The sequence below is a fragment of the Rubinisphaera italica genome (assembly GCF_007859715.1).
GTDB lineage: Bacteria > Planctomycetota > Planctomycetia > Planctomycetales > Planctomycetaceae > Rubinisphaera > Rubinisphaera italica.
The window spans coordinates 5590969-5606882 of record NZ_SJPG01000001.1; the positions used below are offsets into that span (position 1 = coordinate 5590969).

At 48.7% G+C, this 15914-nt stretch carries 16 protein-coding genes and 2 tRNA genes; 7 read left to right on the forward strand and 11 right to left on the reverse strand.

Translation table 11 applies throughout. The annotated features are described in order from the left end of the window. Window positions 1–142: 142 nt before the first annotated feature. Window positions 143–709, forward strand: a complete 567-nt coding sequence (locus Pan54_RS21305; RefSeq protein WP_242631393.1) for a YqgE/AlgH family protein — start codon at window positions 143–145, stop codon at window positions 707–709. A 121-nt stretch (window positions 710–830) separates the two neighbouring features. Here Pan54_RS21305 and Pan54_RS21310 read toward each other — a convergent pair whose 3' ends face one another. After that, a complete protein-coding gene (locus Pan54_RS21310; protein WP_165441905.1) occupies window positions 831–1457 on the reverse strand; it encodes a DUF2062 domain-containing protein in 627 nt (208 codons plus the stop codon). Window positions 1458–1490: 33 nt separating this feature from the next. Here Pan54_RS21310 and Pan54_RS21315 point away from each other — a divergent pair, with 33 nt between their 5' ends. Both Pan54_RS21315 and Pan54_RS21320 read left to right on the forward strand, forming a co-directional pair. Next, entirely contained in the window at window positions 1491–1784 is a 294-nt protein-coding gene (locus Pan54_RS21315; RefSeq protein WP_146505458.1) for a hypothetical protein, read from the forward strand. A gap of 199 nt (window positions 1785–1983) precedes the next feature. Further along, a tRNA-Lys gene (locus Pan54_RS21320) sits at window positions 1984–2056 on the forward strand. A gap of 69 nt (window positions 2057–2125) precedes the next feature. Here the strand turns inward: Pan54_RS21320 and Pan54_RS21325 are convergent. The 4 genes from Pan54_RS21325 to Pan54_RS21340 form a co-directional block, all read right to left on the reverse strand. Next, window positions 2126–2560 carry a hypothetical protein gene (locus Pan54_RS21325; protein ID WP_146505459.1) on the reverse strand — a complete coding sequence of 145 codons (435 nt, stop codon included), beginning with the start codon at window positions 2558–2560 and terminating at the stop codon, window positions 2126–2128. Window positions 2561–2697: 137 nt separating this feature from the next. After that, window positions 2698–3729 (reverse strand): DUF1559 domain-containing protein, encoded by a 1032-nt coding sequence (locus tag Pan54_RS21330; RefSeq protein ID WP_146505461.1) that lies wholly within the window; start codon window positions 3727–3729, stop codon window positions 2698–2700. A 284-nt stretch (window positions 3730–4013) separates the two neighbouring features. Further along, window positions 4014–4760 (reverse strand): AraC family transcriptional regulator, encoded by a 747-nt coding sequence (locus Pan54_RS21335; RefSeq protein WP_165441906.1) that lies wholly within the window; start codon window positions 4758–4760, stop codon window positions 4014–4016. A gap of 284 nt (window positions 4761–5044) precedes the next feature. Beyond that, a tRNA-Met gene (locus Pan54_RS21340) sits at window positions 5045–5118 on the reverse strand. A gap of 546 nt (window positions 5119–5664) precedes the next feature. Between Pan54_RS21340 and Pan54_RS21345 the strand changes: the two genes are divergently transcribed. Further along, complete coding sequence (locus Pan54_RS21345; RefSeq protein ID WP_146505463.1) at window positions 5665–7893, forward strand: hypothetical protein; 2229 nt, start codon at window positions 5665–5667, stop codon at window positions 7891–7893. A 68-nt stretch (window positions 7894–7961) separates the two neighbouring features. Here Pan54_RS21345 and Pan54_RS21350 read toward each other — a convergent pair whose 3' ends face one another. The 4 genes from Pan54_RS21350 to Pan54_RS21365 all read right to left on the reverse strand — a co-directional run bounded on the left by Pan54_RS21350 (window position 7962) and on the right by Pan54_RS21365 (window position 12501). After that, window positions 7962–9134 (reverse strand): THUMP domain-containing class I SAM-dependent RNA methyltransferase, encoded by a 1173-nt coding sequence (locus tag Pan54_RS21350; RefSeq protein ID WP_146505464.1) that lies wholly within the window; start codon window positions 9132–9134, stop codon window positions 7962–7964. 138 nt (window positions 9135–9272) lie between these two features. After that, window positions 9273–9605, reverse strand: coding sequence for a DUF4288 domain-containing protein (locus Pan54_RS21355; protein ID WP_165441907.1), 333 nt, complete (start codon window positions 9603–9605; stop codon window positions 9273–9275). A gap of 229 nt (window positions 9606–9834) precedes the next feature. Next, entirely contained in the window at window positions 9835–11499 is a 1665-nt protein-coding gene (locus Pan54_RS21360; protein WP_146505467.1) for an NCS2 family permease, read from the reverse strand. Window positions 11500–11736: 237 nt separating this feature from the next. Continuing rightward, window positions 11737–12501, reverse strand: a complete 765-nt coding sequence (locus Pan54_RS21365; RefSeq protein ID WP_146505469.1) for a hypothetical protein — start codon at window positions 12499–12501, stop codon at window positions 11737–11739. A gap of 338 nt (window positions 12502–12839) precedes the next feature. Between Pan54_RS21365 and Pan54_RS21370 the strand changes: the two genes are divergently transcribed. After that, complete coding sequence (locus Pan54_RS21370; protein ID WP_146505471.1) at window positions 12840–13376, forward strand: EVE domain-containing protein; 537 nt, start codon at window positions 12840–12842, stop codon at window positions 13374–13376. 9 nt (window positions 13377–13385) lie between these two features. On the opposite strand, the gene Pan54_RS21375 is transcribed toward Pan54_RS21370, so the two are convergent. Both Pan54_RS21375 and Pan54_RS21380 read right to left on the reverse strand, forming a co-directional pair. Next, a complete protein-coding gene (locus Pan54_RS21375; RefSeq protein WP_146505473.1) occupies window positions 13386–13877 on the reverse strand; it encodes a hypothetical protein in 492 nt (163 codons plus the stop codon). A gap of 125 nt (window positions 13878–14002) precedes the next feature. Continuing rightward, complete coding sequence (locus Pan54_RS21380) at window positions 14003–14689, reverse strand: hypothetical protein (protein WP_146505476.1); 687 nt, start codon at window positions 14687–14689, stop codon at window positions 14003–14005. Here Pan54_RS21380 and Pan54_RS21385 point away from each other — a divergent pair. Both Pan54_RS21385 and Pan54_RS21390 read left to right on the forward strand, forming a co-directional pair. Beyond that, window positions 14688–14945 (forward strand): hypothetical protein, encoded by a 258-nt coding sequence (locus Pan54_RS21385; protein WP_146505478.1) that lies wholly within the window; start codon window positions 14688–14690, stop codon window positions 14943–14945. The genes Pan54_RS21380 and Pan54_RS21385 overlap by 2 nt on opposite strands. A gap of 198 nt (window positions 14946–15143) precedes the next feature. Continuing rightward, a complete protein-coding gene (locus Pan54_RS21390) occupies window positions 15144–15911 on the forward strand; it encodes a hypothetical protein (RefSeq protein ID WP_146505480.1) in 768 nt (255 codons plus the stop codon). The last annotated feature ends 3 nt before the right edge of the window (window positions 15912–15914 follow it).

Sequence of the window (15914 nt, forward strand, 5' to 3'; positions counted from 1 at the left end):
TTTCCAGAAGTCGGGTTTCAGGAACAGATTCTGTGAGTAAAATAATGGAATACTTCAGGAGAAATTCAGACGCAGCGCATCAGTCATCGGTCCAGTCACGAGACGATCAACGAAAATTGTCAAAATACAGAAAAGGACAAGGATGATAAGAGATTCATTGAGAGGCTACTTTCTGTTAGCGACCAAAAATCTGCATGATTCGAATTTTTTTCGGACAGCCGTTCTCATGCTGGAACACAATGAGGAAGGCGCGATGGGTGTGATTGTCAATCGCCCTTCTTCAGTGAATCTGGCTCATGCGCTGGTTGGACACTTCAATGTTCCGCCTTCTGAGAACGTCATTTATGTTGGCGGTCCCGTCGAACCTCAGGCCCTGAGTATGCTGCACGATAATGCCGAGTGGGGCAAAAGCGATATTACGGTCCTTCCGAATGTTTTTGTCGGCAGCAGTGCGGAAGCATTTGAAGAAATTATTATGGGAGAGCCTCCAGAGTGTACCTCTTCCTTTCGAGTCTACTCGGGATATGCAGGCTGGGGTAGTGGGCAACTTGAGGGCGAGGTGGAACGCGGCGACTGGTTTACCCTCAAAGCAAACACCGAACTGGTCTTTTCAAATCGTCCGTATCAGCTTTGGGACGATCTGCTCCAAGAGTACTATCGCCAACATCGCATTCTGCCAATCCCCGCAGAAAAAGCTGAGTGGAATTAATTGGGAGATTCTGGAAAAGACTATTTCCAGGGCTTTGCTGAGATTAGCCCAGTGACCTGCTCACACGCCTTTGATACCAGTACTTCTGCTCGTGTCAGTAATAATAATACTCGAAAGAGGCTTATTGGTCTCTTTGGAGCTTTTTGGCAGCTTTTAAAGCTACTTTTCTCTGGTGACGGAGCTGTAAAAGGCGTGTTTTTCGTTGCATTGCCCCGGCTAACCATTTTGTAATGGGGTAGCTGGGAATGGCACAAACGATTCCTACCAGGACGGAGCCAATCACAAGTGGCCAGCCGAACTCAAAGATCAGTTTAAAGACACTTCGGCACCAGTCCGCGAAACTATCATACTGTAGTGCTTCAGCCAGGTCTGCACGGGTGACATTTCCAGCGATGAAGAAGGTCCCAATCCAGTAATTGAACCAGTAGATGGGAAGTGTAGTCACCGGATTAGAGAGATACACGGCAATCAAACCTGCGACTTGATTGAAGCGAAAAAATGGCTTACAGAGAGCTGCGATTAACAGCACGACAATCATCTGGATGCCGACAGTTGGCGTCATCGCAACAAAAACGCCGATGGATGTCCCGAGAGCAATCGAATGAGGGGTGTCTTCCAGACTGACAATTTTTCGCAACCAAAGTTGTGGCGAAACGTACCACCACCAGGATTTCATGTTCGGGGATGTGTGCTTTTTGAGCTCACATGACTGACCCGACTTTCGGTTACCTGTGGAATTTGTCTGCATAACAGATGTCATGGTTGGGGGGGAGACGGGAATGTGGGCCCGTCTTCTTTCGGCAATGTGGTCGAGTTTTCGGTGGGCATGTTCAAAAGTTGCCCTTGGGGAATTGGTTCCGGCTGCTCTGCAGGAACAGATTCCGGAACTGTGGAACTGGTCACTGCCGGTCCTGGCCTGGGAATTTCAGCAGGTTCAGATTTTTCGCTTGTGCATCCTGAACAGATCGTCGTTGTCAGCACAATGGCCCTGAATCCGGATGCAATTCCACCACGAGTGTCCATTTTCCGCAATTTCCCCAATGAAACAATTTTCAATGTCCGAATTATAGCTTAGAACGACCATAAGGTCATCTGGATTACTGATTTTTACAATTTCGAGAACCAGTTCCGATATGTAGTGTCTGAAAAATATCGTTTCCAGTGGTTTCTCGATAATTTCTTAACTTGTTCTTTGGTCGTGTTTTGTTATTGTATCGGCTGTCAGAGGTCAATTCTGTGACCTGCCTGACATTCACACCAGTAAAAACGCTAATGAAGGCGTAGCTCAGCTGGTAGAGCAACGGACTTTTAATCCGTAGGTCCAGGGTTCGAGTCCCTGCGCCTTCACTAAAAAAGACGCCACTCATATCGAGTGGCGTCTTTTTTTCATTAAGCGGAGTGTAAACAGACAATGGGTCAGTTTGACAAATCTGGGCTGAGGAGGGAGTCCGCAGGAGCGTTACCCTTGCTGGAAGTCATATTGATTTCCAGAGACTCGTTACCCGCGGCTTCAATCTTGATCTTTTCCTCTTCAACAGCAGGTAATTTTGCACTTGAGGTGATATCCACTGTGATTTCCACTTTATAGGATCCGGGGATTACTCCATCAGTCTTATCATAGGTTCCTACTTTGAAGGATCCATCATCTGCGACCTGCCCTGAGGCGATTCGCAATTTATCATTTTTCTCGACAGGCACGAATTCAATGACTGCAGGTCCAAATGGCTTACCATCAATCTTTAGTATCCCTGAAACTGGTGCTGTTGGATATTTTTCTCCTTTAAAACTTGATCCTCCTCCGCACCCCACAGAAAAGATCAGAAGCCCCAGAACGAAACCAAATCGATGCATCGAAAATGTCCTCATCGCATTAAAAAGTGAAAATCTATGATGTACTGAACGACTAGAAAGTTGAGCTTTGAATTCGAATTATTGGAAAAATGGCTGACAGAATCGCGTTTTGTATCAGCCATTTTTCTGAAACTTAATTAGAATTCACCACCAGCATTATCCCTGCTTCCTCCATTGATTGTATTAATGGACATCCAGATAGATGGGGCTCCTGCACTGGTGTTGTGATCTCCATGATAATCCACATTCTCACTAATAAAACGGACACTGCCGTCACACATCAGGAACTGGGCACCACCTGCATGATAACTGGCTGGTCCAGGCCAATCCGAATTGATGCCGTGGGCTGCGATATATTGTGGCCCCCAAGTGTAAGGCCCTGTTTTCCAAAAAGTGGCATCACCACCCGGGCTTGATCCAGGAGTCGAGTCATCCGGATTCTTAATATTGTAACCTCCATTCACACCGATGACATTATGGACATGAGCATGTGCCCACATGCGGAACACTGACTCTCCACCAGCATCCCTTGGGGTTCCAGCACCTCCCCGTCGTCCTCCTCCTTTGTATCCGGTAGCGATCACCTCACCAATTGCGATGGTATTCGAAGTCCCGTCTTTAATTTGAGTCATCTTAACTTTGGACTCAAGTCCGAAAAGTCCTTCGTGGACTTGACCTCGACGACGCCACCAGTCAAATCCCTGGGTGCCTGCATAGCTCGTACTAGACGTGTTGTATTGATCACTCGGTTCGAATTTGAGATTCGAGGGACAGTGATAAGTGGGGATTGACTGGGCTCCCACTTCTTGTCCGTTAGGCAAGGTCTGACCATAAAGCTGACTATTGAAGTCAATCTGATCGTAAAGAGCCCCTTGTTCGACTTGAGGGAGGATCATCACCATCCAGCTGTAATTTCTAGCCGAGGCGTTCGTCATCGATGAACGATCTGGTGAATAGGAAGAATAGATATCATTTGGAAAAATGCCAAAGGTGTCGTGATAGTTGTGAAGTGCCAATCCGAGTTGTTTGAGATTATTTTTACAGGATGATCTCCGCGCTGCTTCGCGTGCCTGCTGGACAGCGGGAAGCAACAGTGCCACTAATATTGCGATAATCGCAATTACCACCAAAAGCTCGATTAATGTAAAACCGCGACGAAAACCATTCATGAGTTTACTCCAGTCAAGAGATTAGAAAAGGATCAACAGACTTAGATTGAAATTGCCTTTAGAAACAGAACACAGAAATGTATTTTTGATTTAGCTTCTCAAGTATTAAGTTGCCTCAAATTTACAACCAGAATGCAAAGAAATGCATCGAGAGATAAGTATTATTTATGCTACCTGCAACCAGCCAATTGATCAACAGTAAATAATATGTGAATGCAAAAATGTCTCAAATTCAATGGGGGTGGTTTTGAAACCGATCCAGACTTGCAGTGTCATCAACCGAGTTAACTTTGCCGAAACACACTTGGTGAAACACCAGTGGCTGCTCGGAAGGTTCTGCTGAAAGCACTGTGGTCGGTAAAGCCGCAGGCGGTTGCGACTTCTTTGATAGATTTGTCTGTTTCTTTCAGAATGCGTGAAGCGGCTGCAATTCGTGTTTTGGTGATGAGCTGACTTGGTGTGAGGCCGAAAAGTTTTTTTGTCAGTCGGGCAACTCGTTGAGAAGAGAGTTTGGATTTCTTTGCCAGCCAGGCTGGTGTGACTTCTGCAGCCAGGCTGCTTTCAAATTCTGTAAGAGCGTTCGCAAAGCTCACCGGGATTTCCTGAGGTTCCGTCGGAATGCGGACATCTGAAGAAATACCGACCAGGCCAACGACGTTTGCATTCTCATTTCGGAGTGGAATTTTAGTGGTCAGACACCAGCCCGGTTCTTGAGTGCGCGAACGATGCAGTTCCAGATGATTGATGAGTGGCAGTCCCGTTTTTAGAACTTCGGAATCCTGCTCGGTAGGGATGCGTCCGAGATCTCCCTCGCAGACCTCATCAAGCCTTTTTCCAATCAGCTGGGAGCGATGTTTGAGTCCTAATCGCCCTGTGAGAGACTCGTTCACAGCGATATAACGGCAAGCGGCATCCTTCACGAAGAAAGTCACATCGGGGACATGATCAAACAGGTCTTGAAGGACCGCGACATCGACCGAAGTGATTCGGGAAGTCTCAATTTGTGGAGCTGTTCTCTGGTCTCGAATCATGGCGAATTCAATTGAATGTACGACTTTGTACGAGCGATATCGAGCAATCTTCTTAAAGCATCAGCATATCGAGCGAATTGCAGAAGTCCAGTTCTCCGTTCCGTTTTCATTGTCCTGAGAACGGGTTCTCGGCAAAATTCCGAAGTGGACACGAATAAAAGTCATGACGGTCAGTTGAAGAATGCATCCTGCGAGTGGAATTTATGGCATCGCATAAGTGTTTTGGAGGATCTCAAAAAACAAAGCCATCAGTGAGACGAATCTCATTGATGGCTTTGTTTAAGTGGCGGGGGCCGGATTTGAACCGACGACCTCGAGGTTATGAGCCTCGCGAGCTACCAGGCTGCTCCACCCCGCGTTATAGGGTGTTTTGTTCAGTCAAGCCTCAGAAATAGCGTTTCTGACAGAGAGAACTGAAGCGATGCATCGACTTTTCGTCGCTACACCGAAACTATATCGACATTCGGCTTCCGCGTGAAGAAGCAGAATCGATATTTCGCCGAGATTTTAATGAATTTCCCGAAAACATTTGTAGGAATGGGGTCGCGGGGCGTTTATAAACTTTAATAAAGACCTGTGATTCTCATCCAGAATGCAGAAAAAGTTCGGGTTAATCCGATCCTAACGGTCCTGCGTTTTTTCGGAGAATTTCTGATTGAAGCGATCGGGAACTGATCGGGCACGTTCAAGTCTTGTGAAAGCGCGAATCGATATCAACGATAAGGGTTCTTCTGTATTGATTTCTGTAAGATCAAGATTCAGAACAATCACTTAGTGTTTCAAATCACTTAAGATTTTCAATTGCTGTTCACAACAACAATCTGTCCACTCGTGAGTTGGTTTCATCAAATTGAAATCTTCATTCTGAGTGACTCTGTTTTTCGAGAATTGGGAGGCCGTCGGCATGTTCCGACTCGGGTTGACATTATTCATAATCATTCCTTTGTTCTTTGCCACCTCCAATACTGGTATGTTGCAGGCGCAAGCGATTGTGCCAGGTGAAGATGAAGCGAAACCGGTGGAGACTCCGCTCGCAGTCGAACCGACAACCGACCAGGATCGGTTTGAAACTGCGATTCTCATGTCGAACCTGGGCCGAAACGATCTTGCAAAATCGTATTTGCAAAAACTGGTAGATGGCAAACTTTCTGACGATGCCCTGCTCAATTTGCGGGATCAATTTGGAACCGTGGAACTCGTTCGACTGGCCCGTACTCCGGAACTGTTACCTCAAGCTCAGCAGTTGCTGGATCAAGTTGCAGCCGCCTCGCGTAGAAATGCGATGAAGCCAGAACGCATCGATAAAGTACTTGAAGATCTGGATGGCTCCCCACGAATTCGCGAACAGGCGATCATCGAATTGGAAAAACTTGGCCTGGCAGCAATGCCTCGACTGGTTCAGCATTTGGGGAGTCCGAATTCAAACCAGACAAAAGATCAAATTGTCTATCTTTTCTCTCGAATGGGAGAGGAGATTATGCCTGCATTGATGGGGGGGCTGGATACCGATAACACTCTCCTGAAAACATCACTGCTCGATAGTATCGGCGTCATCGGAAAACCTGAGGATGTGCGTCGGCTTTGGTATTATGCTTACAGTGAGCAGGAGGCGAAGGTCATCAACCAAGCCGCTCGCATTGCAATCTCTCGAATTCTCTACGGCACCGATAAAAAAGCCAGCGAAGTGAGCTCGATTGGCGTGGCTCAGGAATTGATGAAACTGGCTCAGGAACATCTCTCTGGACAACAAAACTGGCCAACAGGCGAAGATGGCCGGACGGAGTTGTGGGTCTGGGATGCTTCGGCATCGACGGTCGTTCCCGTTTTAGTCACGCCTCAATCGGCCAGCTTGCGAAGTGCAGTCACCTTTTCTCGTCAGGCCCTTTCGTTTGCTCCGGATAACCCGGAAGCTCAGGCGTTGTATCTGGCGAGTCTCCTCTCAGAGGAAGCCTACCGAGTGGGACCTGAAGGGCAGCTGACAACTGGCAATGGCTCCGCTTTCAATCTGGCCTTAACTTCGAGTGCTCCCATTCTGGAAATGACTGCAGATGTCTGTATAAATTCCGGTCGTTTTCAAGCGGGAGAATCGGTCTTGAGGGCCTTATCTCTCGTGGGTGACCACCGCATGCTCTACACAACTCTTGATAATCTTTCGCCAGTCCTCAAAGGACTGAATACTCCCGATCCCCGCATTCAATTTGCTGCAGCTGCTGCGGCAGTCGAATTGAATCCAGAGACAACATTCCGCTCAGCCTCGCGAGTCGTCGAAATTCTGGCTCAGGCTTTGAATGATGATGGCACAGGAAAAGTTTTACTGATTGATCCAAATCTCGAACGTGGTCGATCGATTGCAATCGCGACTCGAATGTCTCAGCAAATTGAACGAACCGGCAAGGAAGGTTTCTTGGCAGCCGCTTTACAGGGAGATATTGCCCTCGTCATGACACACATCAATTGCATCGACTGGGAACTTTCTCAGACACTGGCCAATTTTCGGGCAGATGTCCGAACTGCTTATCTGCCAATCGTGATTTATGGCCCCACGTTCATGGAAAATGAGTTGGCACTCACAATTCAGCGAACTCCTAATACCCATTATGTCGTCTATACCGACGAACGAGCCGAGCTGGATCGTCAACTCGATTCGTTCCTGGTTTCACAAAATACACCACCAATGACGAACGGCTTGCGGGATCGACGGGCTCGTGCAGCCGCTTCGTTGCTGGCTCAAATTGCCACGCGAAACCTGACTCACATCTTCAATCTGAAACCAGCCACCTCTGCTCTCGGAAGTGCCGTCAATGATGATGTGCTTGCCAGCGATTCAATGACCGCTCTCTCTGCCATTCCGACTCGGGAAGCTCAGGATATTCTAGTCAATGTCGTTCTGGGACGTACGAGAAGTCCACAAATCCGAACAGAAGCGGCTCTCGGACTGGCCAGGCATATGCAACGGTACGGTGTGTTGATTTCCGATCAGGATGTCGCAGAACTCAAACAACAATGGGAAGATACTCAGGAACAAACACTTCAGACGGCTCTGACCGTCGTTGTTGGCTCACTGGGACCAAACCGGGCCAAAGTGACCGACCGCCTGCAAAGCTTTGAGGTGTCGCCTTTACCTGTGCAGTAAGCGAGAAACTCTGGTTGGCACCCCAAGTCGTAGGTCAGCGTCGTAGGTCAGCCACCCAGCTTTAGGATTCATTCTTTCTGACTCGGATCATCTGATATTGTTCGTTTTCTCATGCTCGGTGGTTTATCACCCAGGTATTGATAGTAGGTGCATTCAATTGAGCTGTTAAAAAGTTTACGACGTCGAGTGGCACGTTTACCGAAAAGACTTTCGAATTCACGCGATGCGACAAAGATAAACAGCGACCATGTCGACCAGTGCTCGGTTACATCAGAAAGCGTCTGCCAGACTTGCCGGGCTTCCTCTTCTTCGTTCAGTCGTTGTCCGTAGGGAGGATTTGTGATCAGGCAGCCATACTTTCGTTTGGTCGTTGTCTCACTCAAATCCTGCTGCTGAAAATGAATATCCTCTTCAACTCCAGCCAGCCGGGCATTCTCGCGAGCAACTTTCAAGACATGGTAATCCTGATCGGTCGCAATTATCGGAAGCATTTCCGACGTATCAATAGCGGCTTCTGCCGCTTCACGAACGTCATCCCACAATTGGCCGGGAATTCGCGGCCACAATTCGGCTGCGAAAGATCTGTTCCGTCCCGGTGGAATGTTTCGCGCGATCAGAGCCGCTTCAATGGGAATCGTTCCGCTGCCACAAAGGGGATCGAGCAAGGTGCGTTCTCGATTCCAGACGCTCAGTTGAATCAATGAGGCTGCAAGTGTTTCGCGTAATGGTGCCAGCCCTGCTTTTTCGCGATATCCTCGGCGATGCAAACCATCTCCACTTGTGTTCAGAAAGATAGTGCATTGATCGTGCCGCATATCGAAGTGAACGGGGAAACTCGCGCCCGATTCCGGGAGCTCGCTTTTATAAACATCCTGCAGACGAGTCGCAATCGCTTTCTTGGCCATTCCCTGTAACGCAGGGACACCATGCAATTTTGATTTCTGAGAAGAACCCGTGACTGGGATGTAAGCATCCCGAGGAATCCAGCCTTCCCATTCGAGGTCGTGGATCTGATCGAAAAACGCATCGAAATCCTCAGCCGGAAACTCAGCCAGCTTTAGAAGGACACGATTGGCGGATCGTAAATGCAGATTGCACTTCGGAATGGCATCGATGGGAGCAGTGAAGGTAATTCGACCATCTGACTTTTTGACATCGGGATAGCCGAGCTTGAATAGCTCGCGCGCGACAACGGCTTCGAGACCAAACCCGCAGGTCGCAGTAAGGGTGACTTGTTCCATGGTGTTTTCTAGTGTCTACTCGGGTAGAGTTTTGTAGTGGATGGCCGATGAGAGTTTACTACAAGCACGAAGCGCAAGCGAGTGAGTCAATGACCTCGTTGCCAGGGAGGACCTTGGGAACAAGTTGAAAAACAGAGTTTACTCGAACTCTCCAGCACATTCAGTTCCGGTATCGTAAAACCTGTTGATATATTCAGAAGGTTCGAGATCGGATTTTCGAATTAGTGAGAAAACTTCCGTCCCATGGCCCAAACGCGATTCGTTTTCATCGAAAACATGGAAACACATGGCATGCCCAGTGTAGACCGTCGTCTCTGATTGATAATCTTCAGCGAGAATTTCGGCCTGCTCGATCGCTTCTGCAAATGATTCTGCTTTAACAATCACAATTTGTTCTTCGTATGCATTACACAGGTCATTCTTATGATGATAAATGAGGCGTACGCCATACCATGGTTCTGTATTCTTCATCGAACTATCAATCATCATAAGGAAACTTAATACAGGCACGAAGCGTAAGCGAGTCAGGATCGATTGTTAATGAGCTAATTAAATCAATTCTGACAGACAGATCATTGACGAGGGTGGCTGAGGTCGAACAAAGTGAGTCCCAGAAAATTCGACCTTCTGGGGGCTCCGCTGCGCTACGACCCCAGCCACCCTTCCGACTCACTCGCTTGCGCTTCGTGCTTGTAACAATTTACTCAATCTCCGCAGAAACGTCATCAATTTTGGATGGCTTTGCCCAGAGATGGAATCCGAGACAGATGCCACTGATTGCCAGATAACCGATCGCGATGCCTGTCGCGGAGAAATTGAGAGCGGTTTTTTCCGTCTCCTGACCAATCAACCAGTAGTCGACGATATTGCCCTGCAGTTGGAAGGCATGCATCAGTCCCACAAAAGTTAAAATAGCTGCGATAAAGGACCAGACTGCTGCTGAGAGAAATTTGCGATCAATCAAATTCGCGGCCAGGGCTGAGAGTATCATACAGGTAAAAATGTAACCTCGTTCTAGTGAGAGCAGGCCTTCAATCAGGAAACCGTTAACTTCTGTACCTGAATTTGCAGTCAGTAACTCCTGCATGGTTGTGCCTTTGGCAGCCAGAAAAGCTCCAGCCATGACAGTTGCTCCCCAAGCGGCAATCGCGGGGAACAGTCCAATAGCAACTGCGGGAGCGTGATTATCGGGAGTTGCCTGGAACGACTGAGCCGTGATGATGATTCCAATCCAGAGCACGATCGCGACACCCGCTTCGATCGGAACGATTGCCGAGGCAAGTCCAATCAGTCCGCTGAAACAGAGGAGTGTGACGACGACTCCATTCAGCGACGAATAACCCGCTCGTGAGCCCAGTTCTTTCCAGCCGGGGTGTCCAATGTAAATCGTCGTCGGAAAACAACTGCCGAACAGAGCCGCGATGATGGTTCCGATTCCATTGACGGCCATCGATGGTCCCGTCGCAAACGAGTCACCACCTGCTTCTGCCGATTCGATGTTCTGCATGCTGCCGATGATATTGAACAGACCCATCGGAATAATCACCGAGAGAAATCCGAACCAGTTGGACCAGTCTTTGAGGACTTCAAAGATCTGACCACCAACAAAAACGGGCAGGTACAGTCCGATGCGGTCGAACTGCTCGGAAATCGCAGCCGTTGACATCGTATTTCCGGTGATCCATGTCGGAGCACTTGGGACCCAACTCGTGAAGAGTGTCAAAGCCCAGGCGGTGACAGTTCCAACGAGAACGGCGACCAATCCGCCAGGTAATCCCAGGGGAAATCGAGTGGGGGCAAACAAGGCGATCAGAATCAAGCCAAGCGGAGCCATTGCGATGAGTGGCTTATGGAAGATTTGCAATGTGAACGTCATGGCGATGAAGCCAATGGCGATCCCGGCCAAAGTCGATAACAAGGCTGCTCGCGGTGTATGTTTGCGGATGGCGCCGGCGAACAAGGCTCCCAGCAGTTCAATAACTCCACTGCCGAGGCAGGCGATCAGCCCCATTTTCCAGGCGTCGACTGCACTTTTAGTTTCGAGGTAGACGGGCATCATTACGAAAAAGACGAACACCAGCAGCGAAGGGGTATTGATGCCGTAGGGTAAGGCGGTGACATCACTACGGTTTTCTTTTGCGGCCAGTCGATGAGCCTGCCAGGCATAAAACAGATTACCTAATAGAATGCTGACAGCCGCTCCCGGGAAGATATAGCGAAAGAGCAGTGACGCATTTTCGCCCGTCATGCCACATAACCCGCTACATAGTCCGAGAATGAGCAGGAGCTGGACGACGTTATCGATAAATAATCCAAAAAAACCGTCTATGTCCCGTTTGACGAATAGCGGATATTGTACAGACATGCCATGAACCTTGCGGGAACCAAGCGGAATACAAGATAGCCGCCTGAACGCCGGGAGAGTGAGAGAAGGAGTCGCTTTGCCTCTGAGAGCTTAGAAAAAGCGTGATCGGGTTTCAATGTGGAGAGTCTTGAACCAACAAGGTGATTGTGACGTGAGGGGAATCGTAAAAAAGGCCACCCACTCCAGTTGAGCGTGTGGCCTTTAAGTTAACTTCAGTCATGACGCTGTAAGGGACGACTATTCTTCAAGATCCTTAGCTTCCACTTTGATCGTGCCAACGTTTGTCACCTGACCGTCTTTGATTTCGACATCCAGACCACGTTCAACATAGCCAACTCGTTCCTGCCAAATGCGAAATGTGTGTTCGCCTTCCGGTACGTTTTCAATCTTGAAATTGCCTTCGGCATCGGTCACAACAGCGTAAGGGTGATCGACCACCAGCCAGTAAGATCGCATCCAGGGATGAATGTCGCACGTTACCTGCATCGGCAGAGGTTCCGCTTGGGGATTTTCCAGCATGGCACCCGTTTTATCGTTCGCACCGATCAGCAAATTATAGGGCTCGTTCTTGAGTGGGAAGGTGTGCACATTGTGTCCACAGGCATCATTAGATATGCACTTCACAGCTTGATCGGTTCGGACGACCAATGAATGTGGGAAAAACTCACAGCCCTTTTGATCAAACAAAACACTGGCGTCTTTGGGGACTTTCAAATCAGGATGAATATCCGGAGTACCGCGTCGCATGTAGAGGTAAACAAAACAGTTGGCCAGTTCGCCTTTTTCGTTCACCGTGATCGATTTATCGGGAATCCCATTGACGGAACAGACACTGGGATCTTTGACGTTCTGATCGCCCTTGACGACCTTAGGTTTCAAAGTGGGAGCGGTGCCATCAACAACCACTTTCCCGGTCACGGTTCCCCAACCTTGAGCTAGACAGGTCTGACTGACCAGACAACCTGTGATTAACATAGTAAACGCAATTAAACTTCTCATCATTTCTCCTCATCACTTACACAGAGCTATTGAATTCAACCGAGATGCGAACTGATATCATGCAACAATATCAGTCGAATGTCCATCCGGCGACTCACGGAGAGTTTACTAGATGGACTGACAATGGTGGGAAAATGAGAGCCAGCGTCTGCCATGGCTCATTTTCAAATCGGTGGGACTTCATATCTTCACGGATTTATCCTACCAATCCGCAGGTCTTTCGGCGAGTGTTTATTTCAGAAAAACGGGTCCTGACGCAATTTTATTCCCTGCGATAGCCTGCTATAACGACTTTATTATCAACATCTTCTGAAATTTCGGTGTCAGGAACAGCAACGACCATGCCTGTAAAAAAAACCACCTCTTCCAAGTCTGTGAAAACGCAATCAGCCAAATCATCAGAGAAACGCTACTGGTTGTTCAAATCAGAAGAGAGTTGTTATTCAATCGATCATCTGGCAGCCGAGCCAAATAAAACGACGTTCTGGGATGGCATCCGTAACTATCAGGCTCGAAATATGCTGCGGGATGATGTTCAGAAGGGGGATCTGGTTTTCTTTTACCACAGCAATACCGATCCCCTCGCGATTGCAGGGACGGCTCGTGTTGTCAAAGCGGGTTATGCCGACCACACCGCCTTCGATCCGATCGAAAAGCATTACGATCCCAAAAGCAATCCCGACGAACCGACCTGGTACATGGTCGATATTAAACTGGTGAAGAAATTCCCCCAGCCCGTCACGCGAACGATGCTCAAAGAGGATCCCATCACCGCCAACATGATGGTCCTCGCCCGCGGTTCCCGACTGTCGGTTCAACCGGTCACTCAAGAAGAGTGGGACGCGGTGCATCGGTTGGCGGGTGTGAAAGCGACATAAGTCGGCGAGTTAACGTTTCCCTCGAATTCTCGGAGCCAGTTGCTCCGCTTGACTCAACACCTTGTCACACAATTCCAGAACAGATTTCTGAAATTCAACTTCAGGGACTGTTGCTCGCGTTACGATGACGATTGAGCGTTGAATATCCGCTTTCAGCTTCGATAAGAAATGAAGCATGTTTGATAGAAATGTCTGCAGCTCAACTTCTGTCAGATCTTTTCTTAGCAGGTGGCTGGAATCCTCTGTTCGCTTTCGTTGCAGTCGCGCGAGGGTCTGTCCTTGAGTTCGATAGAGTTCGCCATCGACAAAAGCCCTGCGAATCTGTCCTGCTTCTGTGAAGTGATAGACGGGGTCGGCTCCGAAGTAAAACGAAAACAAGCCGCTGTCTTTCAATCCGACAAACACAGATTCATTTCGCTCGGAGGAAATCAATTCGCCGCGAATTGAATAGGCGGTCGCCTCTGCGAAGAGATCTTCCCGGTCCTGTTCCTGTCTGGCCATAAATTTTCTTCTCAAATCAGAATCATTTTCTGGGCGACATACGACTTGAATCCGACTGCGCGCACAAAAAAAGCCGGACTTTTTTATCCGGCTTTCTACTTGTGTGGACTCAGTTCCTGAAATGATTACGGAGCCATCAGAATCGGTTGTTGTTGTTGTTGTTGTTGTGGGTACTCGTTAACAGGACCGTTCTGGTAAGAAACACCTGAGTACGGAGCCATCATCCCAGGACCGCTATGTGGTTGTTGATTGTACTGTGGCTGATACCTGTTTTGATATTGCGTTGAAGGCCCCCCCTGTGGCACAGGTGCGACTTCAGGCTGATACTGATGCGGTGGATAGTTCGGGTAGACATTCAGCGGATTCGGATCCTGAGGAGCCTTGTTCTTTTCCACTCGTCGTTCAAACGCTTTCGGTTGCGGATATTGCATGAGGGCTTCCTGGGCATTGGAGGCGCCGTTGCTCATTGTGCCGCGTGCATGGTAACGATGCCAGAATTGCTGCGAATAAGGCATAACGGGCGACATTCCCCAACCGGCAGCAGTTTGTGTCTGAGCACCGACATGTTTGTAGTTGTAAGGTCGGAAATGCTTATACGCCCCATAGAAGGGCATGTACTGGATGTAGCCATGTGCCCAGGGGTTTTGTAAATCGAATGGATACAATTGTTCGGAGCCGAGTGGTCCGTAAGAGCCTTCGGCATACCCGCCGGAGAACCCTTCTGAATCGTAAATTTCGAGGTCTTGGGCCTGAAGTCCGGTGACCATGACGGCCAGTGCCAAAACAGCTTTCGGTAATGTTCGAAGCAACATGAGATCGTCCCTGCAAAAAGCAAACGAGGCGATCCGCGTCCACATGACGGATCGTCAGGGGTGTTCTCTCCATTCCCAATGGCTGATCACACCAGGCGCAATCGCTCTGTTGCAAAAAGACAACATCCCCATTTACCAAATCGGAATTTTGCAACGCATCCTCAAGACGATTCTGAACGGATTTCTCAACATAGCTGATATCTTCTGGAATCGATTTCCTTTACGACCTGTATTTTCTGCAAAAATCACGACCTGACTCAAATTAGAGTGTAGATTTACATAAGGAGACCCGTGTGGACACTCTGCACCGATGGATTTGCTGTGCAATTTTGCTGTTAGCCGAAAATTGAATTTCTGGCAGATTGCTTATCGTTGATACTCTGCACTGCTGATTCAGGGAGAGCCAGTGGCTCTTGTCTCACCCGAATTCACTCAAAACTCAGAAAGCAATTTCATGATCTTCCGCATGCTTACCCTGCTGACACTTGTCGTCATTGCGACCGCAGGTTTGGCAGAGGCTCAAGGTTTTAATTCCGATGCCAATAATGACAATGAGCTGCAATTGCCACCTCAAGTGGATCCAGATGCGGATTCTCCGACAAATCTGCAGGAAGGAGAATTCGATGATTTACCAGGATCTGACATTGATGAAGATGAGGATGCAGAGCCTTACTACTTCCCACAACCACACATGTTCGAGCGCCCTCTGTATGTAGGAGCCGATCAGTTACAACATTACAGAGGCTACTGGCAACCGGGCGGATACGATCAGCGAGCCGGTTCGCCCTTCTTCAATTCTGTACCCAATGCTCCACCACGTGGACCACTGGCAGAGAATGGACCCTCCGGTTACGGCAACAATTCCGGTATGTACGGCAATGCCATGCAGGGCTATTACGGTGGCGGTAATATGAATGGCAGCTATAACGGCATGAACGGTTACGCCGGTAATAATGGCTACAACGGCTACAGCCAATACAACAATAACTATGCTGGTTCTGCCTATGGCTCGAATTATGGATCTAACTACGGATCCAACAACGGTGCAGGAGCAGGCGGGGGTGGTGGAGCAGGTGGAGATCCGATGAGCTATCACTTCGGCCCAGGATATTACCGCAGTGGAGAATACGGACACTTCCGTTTCCCCTACTACAGTTACCGACGCCCCTGGTATCACCCTGGCTTCGCTGGTTACAATCGCGACACCAACCTGCCCTGGTAGTCA

Excerpts from the sequence above, each read along its gene's own strand:
- Pan54_RS21305 (WP_242631393.1), top strand. The coding sequence starts at position 143 with ATGATAAGAGATTCATTGAGAGGCTACTTTCTGTTAGCGACCAAAAAT.
- Pan54_RS21310 (WP_165441905.1), bottom strand. The coding sequence starts at position 1,457 with ATGCAGACAAATTCCACAGGTAACCGAAAGTCGGGTCAGTCATGTGAG.
- Pan54_RS21325 (WP_146505459.1), bottom strand. The coding sequence starts at position 2,560 with ATGCATCGATTTGGTTTCGTTCTGGGGCTTCTGATCTTTTCTGTGGGG.
- Pan54_RS21330 (WP_146505461.1), bottom strand. The coding sequence starts at position 3,729 with ATGAATGGTTTTCGTCGCGGTTTTACATTAATCGAGCTTTTGGTGGTA.
- Pan54_RS21335 (WP_165441906.1), bottom strand. The coding sequence starts at position 4,760 with ATGATTCGAGACCAGAGAACAGCTCCACAAATTGAGACTTCCCGAATC.
- Pan54_RS21345 (WP_146505463.1), top strand. The coding sequence starts at position 5,665 with ATGTTCCGACTCGGGTTGACATTATTCATAATCATTCCTTTGTTCTTT.
- Pan54_RS21350 (WP_146505464.1), bottom strand. The coding sequence starts at position 9,134 with ATGGAACAAGTCACCCTTACTGCGACCTGCGGGTTTGGTCTCGAAGCC.
- Pan54_RS21355 (WP_165441907.1), bottom strand. The coding sequence starts at position 9,605 with ATGAAGAATACAGAACCATGGTATGGCGTACGCCTCATTTATCATCAT.
- Pan54_RS21360 (WP_146505467.1), bottom strand. The coding sequence starts at position 11,499 with ATGTCTGTACAATATCCGCTATTCGTCAAACGGGACATAGACGGTTTT.
- Pan54_RS21365 (WP_146505469.1), bottom strand. The coding sequence starts at position 12,501 with ATGATGAGAAGTTTAATTGCGTTTACTATGTTAATCACAGGTTGTCTG.
- Pan54_RS21370 (WP_146505471.1), top strand. The coding sequence starts at position 12,840 with ATGCCTGTAAAAAAAACCACCTCTTCCAAGTCTGTGAAAACGCAATCA.
- Pan54_RS21375 (WP_146505473.1), bottom strand. The coding sequence starts at position 13,877 with ATGGCCAGACAGGAACAGGACCGGGAAGATCTCTTCGCAGAGGCGACC.
- Pan54_RS21385 (WP_146505478.1), top strand. The coding sequence starts at position 14,688 with ATGAGATCGTCCCTGCAAAAAGCAAACGAGGCGATCCGCGTCCACATG.
- Pan54_RS21380 (WP_146505476.1), bottom strand. The coding sequence starts at position 14,689 with ATGTTGCTTCGAACATTACCGAAAGCTGTTTTGGCACTGGCCGTCATG.
- Pan54_RS21390 (WP_146505480.1), top strand. The coding sequence starts at position 15,144 with ATGATCTTCCGCATGCTTACCCTGCTGACACTTGTCGTCATTGCGACC.